5 protein-coding genes are annotated in these 5481 nt (G+C 65.3%); 3 read left to right on the forward strand and 2 right to left on the reverse strand.

Translation table 11 applies throughout. The features are described from left to right. Positions 1-114 precede the first annotated feature (114 nt). Complete coding sequence (locus tag A5625_RS08925) at positions 115-1095, reverse strand: LLM class flavin-dependent oxidoreductase (protein WP_066991743.1); 981 nt, start codon at positions 1093-1095, stop codon at positions 115-117. Positions 1096-1350: 255 nt separating this feature from the next. Between A5625_RS08925 and A5625_RS08930 the strand changes: the two genes are divergently transcribed. Continuing rightward, positions 1351-2448 carry a dihydrodipicolinate reductase gene (locus tag A5625_RS08930; protein ID WP_066991746.1) on the forward strand — a complete coding sequence of 366 codons (1098 nt, stop codon included), beginning with the start codon at positions 1351-1353 and terminating at the stop codon, positions 2446-2448. 24 nt (positions 2449-2472) lie between these two features. Further along, complete coding sequence (locus tag A5625_RS08935) at positions 2473-3672, forward strand: MalY/PatB family protein (protein WP_066991749.1); 1200 nt, start codon at positions 2473-2475, stop codon at positions 3670-3672. Between the two features lie 39 nt (positions 3673-3711). Here the strand turns inward: A5625_RS08935 and A5625_RS08940 are convergent, their stop codons facing one another. After that, entirely contained in the window at positions 3712-4440 is a 729-nt protein-coding gene (locus tag A5625_RS08940; RefSeq protein ID WP_066991753.1) for a DUF2652 domain-containing protein, read from the reverse strand. Positions 4441-4552: 112 nt separating this feature from the next. Between A5625_RS08940 and A5625_RS08945 the strand changes: the two genes are divergently transcribed. Beyond that, entirely contained in the window at positions 4553-5458 is a 906-nt protein-coding gene (locus tag A5625_RS08945; protein ID WP_066991756.1) for a haloalkane dehalogenase, read from the forward strand. Positions 5459-5481: the final 23 nt, after the last annotated feature.

Below are 5481 nucleotides of genomic sequence, written 5' to 3' on the forward strand. Positions count from 1 at the left end.
CCAACGAGTTCCAGGTCTGGCCGTCGGCTGATGGCGTCGATCGCCTGCTTGCCGACTCCGCCGGTGGACCACACCACGGTCCGTGTGGGGTTGTCGATCGTCACGCCATCCTCCTTACTGGCCACGGCCACTCGCGACGGCCGCTGTGGCGCGCTCCAGATATGACCACGCAACCTCGGGAGCTATGCCGCCGCACAACGGATGCAGTGGCAGCAGTCGGCCGCTGCGGACGTATTCGGCTGCCTCATCCGGGGTGAAGATGCGATATGGGCCGCCCTCCTCTTCGCGAAGCGCGTGCACGCTGTCGGCGCGGGTGATGCTTGCAACCGAGTTGTCGTCGGGGCGATAGGACGCCGCCATCGTCGCATCGTGCAACAGGTGTGGGCCCAAAACATCCCATGCCTCATCGACGTCATCGGCCACGAAAACCGTTGTGGGAAGGCCCGGAACGGGGAACTGCATGATTCCGGGTTCATGCCCATGGGCCCGGCATTGCGCTTCGTAGAACTCTTTCAAACCCGGCGAGTCGGTCTGGGAGATGAAGCCGAGCCCGAAGGCGCCGGCACGTCGCGCGGCCGCCTTGCTGCCACCGGCGATGAGCACCATCGGCCCGCCGGGCGAGCCGCACCGCGGGGTGACCCGGACCGTCTGGCCCCGATAGTCGACGGGCTCACCGCGCACCAGCGGGCCCAGCACGGCAAGGAGTTCATCGGCCACCCGCCCACGGACGGCCATGTCGACACCGAAGTGGTCGTACTCCTGGCTTCGGTGCCCGACTCCGAACGCATAGGACACCCGCCCCTTGCTGATCAGGTCCAGCACGCAGATTTCTTCGGCAAGCCGGACGGGGTCCCACAACGGAATCGGAACCGCGGCGAGCAGGATGGCCAACGTGCGCGTTCTGGCCGCGATCGCCGACGCCAGCAGCAACGGCGCAGGCAGATGACCGTCGTCGGCGCCGTGGTGCTCGGAGAGCACCGCTAAGACAGCACCTCGCGTTTCGGCCCACTCGCACATGTCGAGGGCGGCGGTGTACAGATCGGTGGTCCGCGCGGCCCAATCGGGAGCGCGCATGTCGAACCTGAGGGTGAACATCAGCGCCCTGCCAGCACCAGGTGAAATGCCCGCCCCTGAGCGACAACGCAGTCCCGAATTGTCGCTCGAAGGCGGGCAAAACGCTGAACGGCCCTCACAGCTGCAGACTAACCTAAAATTTGTTCGTTAAGATAGTGTGCACTTTCTTAAACCCTTGACCCTGCGGGTTCGCGGCTGTTAGCTTCCGACGTAACGGCCACGGCCGCCACGGCTTTCATCGAGTTCGCGACGCGCACGCACCTGAGGAGGAACAAGATGACGGCTCATCGCGTGGTGGTGTGGGCGACCGGCGGCATCGGCTCGATCGCCATCCGCGCACTGTCCCGGCGGCCCAATCTGGACTTGGTCGGCGTCTGGGTGCACTCGGACGAAAAAGTCGGCAAGGATGCGGGCGAACTGGCCGGCGGTGAGCCGATCGGGGTGAGCGCCACGAACGACGCGGACGCGCTGATCGCGGCCAAACCCGACTGCGTGATCTACGCCGCCAGCGGCCCGGAACGCGATGCGCTGGCCATTCCCGATTACGTCAAGCTGCTCGAAGCCGGGATCAACGTCGTCACAACCAGCACGACGCGATTGGTCAACCCGCACGCGTACGAGCCCACCCAGTGGCGCGACCAACTGGTCGCCGCGGCCAAGCAGGGCCAGGCATCCCTGTTTGCGTCGGGTATCGAGCCGGGCTTCGCCGCTGACTATCTGCCGCTGGTGCTGTCCACCCAGTCGTCGACGATCGACAAGATCCACTCCTTCGAGATCGGCCTGTACGACGACTACGGGGTTCCCGACATCATGAGCGACGCGCTGGGCTTCGGCCGTCCGCTCGACTACCACCCCTGGATCGGCTACCCCGGCGCCATCGCCGGCGAATGGCAGGGGCAGATCCGCTTGATCGCCGACGCTTTGGGGGTCGAAGTCCAAGAAGTCCGCGAGGGTTTCGACCGCGCGGTCACCAACCGGACGCTGGAAGTTGCCATGGGCTCCGTCGAGGCCGGAACCTGTGGCGCGCTGCGAATGCAGGCGATCGGAGTGGTCGACGGCCGAGAAGCCATCGTCATCGAGCACGTCACCCGACTTGCTCACGACGTCGCCCCCGACTGGCCCACCGGGATCGGCGATCTGTCCTATCGCGTCATGATCTCCGGTGATCCGGACATCGACTGCACCCTGGCAGCGACGCTGAAGGATCCCGGCAAGGCCGGCATCGCAGGGATGACGTCCGGGGCGGGTGCCATGGTCGCCACCGCGATGCGCGTCGTCAACGCCGTGCCGTATGTCGTTGCCGCTCAGCCGGGATTGCTGAGTTCGGTGGATCTGCCGTTGACCATTCCGCAAAATGCGTTTGTCAGTGGCTAGGTCGCGCCGGTTACCCTGCGGGGCGTGACGCTTAATCCGCTCGAGGAATTGACGCTGCAGCAACTGCGGCTCCGCACCAGCATGAAGTGGCGCGCGCATCCCGACGATGTGTTGCCGCTCTGGGTTGCCGAGATGGACGTCAATTTGCCACCGACCGTGGCCGATGCGTTGCGTCACGCGATTGACATCGGCGATACCGGCTACCCGTCGGGTACCGCGTTTGCCGAAGCTGTTAGCGAATTCGCTTCGCGGCGTTGGCAATGGCATGACCTCGAGGTCGGCCGCACGGCAATCGTTCCGGATGTCATGCTGGGCATCGTCGAGGCGTTGCGGCTTGTCACGGGCGAGGGCGACGCAGTCGTCGTCAACCCGCCCGTCTACGCGCCGTTCTACGCTTTCGTCACACACTCCGGTCGTCGCATTATTGAAGCCCCCCTCGATGCCAAGGGCCGAATTGCCTTGGACGCGTTGGAGGAAGCGTTTACCCGGGCACGCGCGTCGGGCCGAAGGGTTGCATATCTGCTGTGCAATCCGCACAACCCGACGGGGACGGTGCACACCGTCGACGAATTGCGCGGCGTGGCCGAGTGCGCCCGACGGTCGCGGGTCCGGGTGGTCTCCGATGAGATTCACGCGCCGGTGATTTTGCCGGGATCGCGATTCACGCCGTACCTGAGCGTCCCCGGCGCCGAGGATGCATTCGCCCTGATCTCGGCCTCCAAGGCGTGGAACCTTTCCGGCCTCAAGGCAGCCCTGGCCATTGCCGGGCCCGAAGCTGCGGCGGATCTGCGCCGGATGCCGGAGGAGGTCGGCCACGGGCCAAGCCACCTGGGCATCATCGCGCACGCCGAGGCGTTCCGCAGCGGCGACGACTGGCTCGACTCACTGCTGCAGGGCCTCGACGCAAACCGGGCGTTCCTGGGCGAGCTGGTCGCCGAGCACCTTCCCGGCGTGAATTACCAATGGCCACAAGGCACTTATCTGGCATGGCTGGATTGCCGCGAACTCGGTTTCGACGAAGAAGTCACCGATGACCTTGCGGTGGTCGCCGACCTGTCCGGGCCTGCCCGCTGGTTCCTCGATCACGCGCGGGTGGCGCTTAGTTCCGGCCATGTGTTCGGAACCGGCGGAACCGGACATGTGCGACTGAACTTTGCTACCTCGCAAGCCATCCTCAGCGAGGCTGCGTCGCGAATGGGCCGCGCCCTGGCTGACGCTCGATAGTGCAGCGGCGTCGGGGCACACAGTGGTTTTCGGTTTCGGCTAGGCGGAGATTTCCTCGGCGCCTCGGCCCAGGTTGCGAAACCCTTGGGCGGGCTCCTTCACGCCCAGCGTGAAGGGCAGCGTGTCGAGCTCGAACTTCATCGTCGCGCGGAGCCGGCGCAAAAAGCTGCGCTCGGTCGCCGCGGCGGGCACCTGCAGCGCCGCGAGGTCGATGTAGTGCGTCGACGTTTCGCCGATTCCGTCGAAGACGTGCACCAAGGGCAAGCACAGCGCACGCATCGTGTCGTCGAGGCATGCCGCGACGGGATCGGTCATCAGCACGTATTCCGCAACCGGCACCGTGTTTTTCAGCATCCGGTGCACCAGGATGACATCGAAGCCGGCCAGCTCAACGTGGCGCTTCACCTTCTGATCGGCGACCTCGCCGACGTGCACCACGAACTTGAGCGATAGCTTGTCCAGCTGTTCGCAACTCGCACACTCGCAGGCGATGTCATTTTTCATCCGCTCTCGCCGTTCCAGGAACGACGCCCGCATCCGTGACAGCCGGTCGCACACCACCACTTTGGCGTCGCTGTCCGGCGCCGAGAAGAACGCGGCGTCACCCTCGAGTTTCGCCAGCTTCAGACCCTTGCCCGCGTTGATGACCGACTCTAAAAGCGCCGCAACCGTCAGCTGGGCGTGGGCGAGGTGCATCCGGTTCCACTGCATGTACTGCGTGTAACCACTGATGTCGGCTATGAGCAGAACCGCGCGCCGAATTGCCATGAACAACCAAGTTTAATAGCGCTACGCAGCGAGCTCAATGAATCTCCTACTAGACGAATTCGCGCCGGCGCGAGAGGCTAACAGAGGTGCCGGTTCACCGGAGGAGCTGAATATGCATGTGCTGCGAACCCCGGACTCCCGATTCGAAAACCTGGAAGGTTACCCGTTCGTTGCGCACTACCTTGATGTAACAGCAAGCGACACTCGGCCGCTCCGCATGCACTACCTCGACGAGGGGCCGATCGAAGGGCCGCCGATCGTTCTGCTGCATGGCGAGCCCACGTGGAGCTACCTGTACCGCACGATGATTCCTCCCCTGACCGATGCCGGGAACCGCGTGCTCGCGCCGGACCTGATCGGTTTCGGCCGTTCCGACAAACCCAGCCGGGTGGAGGATTACACCTACCAGCGGCACGTGGAATGGGTGATTTCGTGGTTCGAGCACCTCAACCTCAGGGACGTCACGCTATTCGTGCAGGATTGGGGATCGCTGATCGGCCTGCGCATCGCCGCCGAGCAGCCTGACCGAATCGGGCGGCTGGTGGTGTCCAATGGTTTCCTCCCCACCGCGCAACGGCCCACGCCGCCCGCCTTCTACGCCTGGCGTGCCTTCGCGCACTACTCCCCCGTGTTGCCGGCGGGCCGCATCGTCGGCGCCGGGACGGTCCGCCGGGTGCCGTCGAAGGTGCGGGCCGGCTACGACGCGCCCTTTCCGGACAAGACGTACCAAGCCGGGGCGCGAGCGTTTCCCCAGTTAGTCCCAACCTCACCGGCCGATCCGGCGATCCCGGCCAACAGGAAGGCATGGGACGGGCTCGGCCGCTGGGAGAAACCGTTCCTGGCCATCTTCGGGGCCCGCGATCCCATCCTCGGGCGGGCCGACAGCGCCCTGATCAAACACATTCCCGGCGCCGCGGGCCAGCCACACGCCCGCATCAACGCCAGTCACTTCATCCAAGAGGACCGCGGACCCGAACTGGCCGAACGCATCCAGTCGTGGCAGCAGGCCTGGCTCTGAGGGCACGTCAGCGCGTGTTGACC

Source organism: Mycobacterium sp. 1465703.0, assembly GCF_001672975.1.
GTDB lineage: Bacteria > Actinomycetota > Actinomycetes > Mycobacteriales > Mycobacteriaceae > Mycobacterium.

Coding starts and splice junctions, on each gene's coding strand:
- A5625_RS08925 (WP_066991743.1), bottom strand. CDS start 1,095: ATGTTCACCCTCAGGTTCGACATGCGCGCTCCCGATTGGGCCGCGCGG.
- A5625_RS08945 (WP_066991756.1), top strand. CDS start 4,553: ATGCATGTGCTGCGAACCCCGGACTCCCGATTCGAAAACCTGGAAGGT.
- A5625_RS08940 (WP_066991753.1), bottom strand. CDS start 4,440: ATGGCAATTCGGCGCGCGGTTCTGCTCATAGCCGACATCAGTGGTTAC.
- A5625_RS08930 (WP_066991746.1), top strand. CDS start 1,351: ATGACGGCTCATCGCGTGGTGGTGTGGGCGACCGGCGGCATCGGCTCG.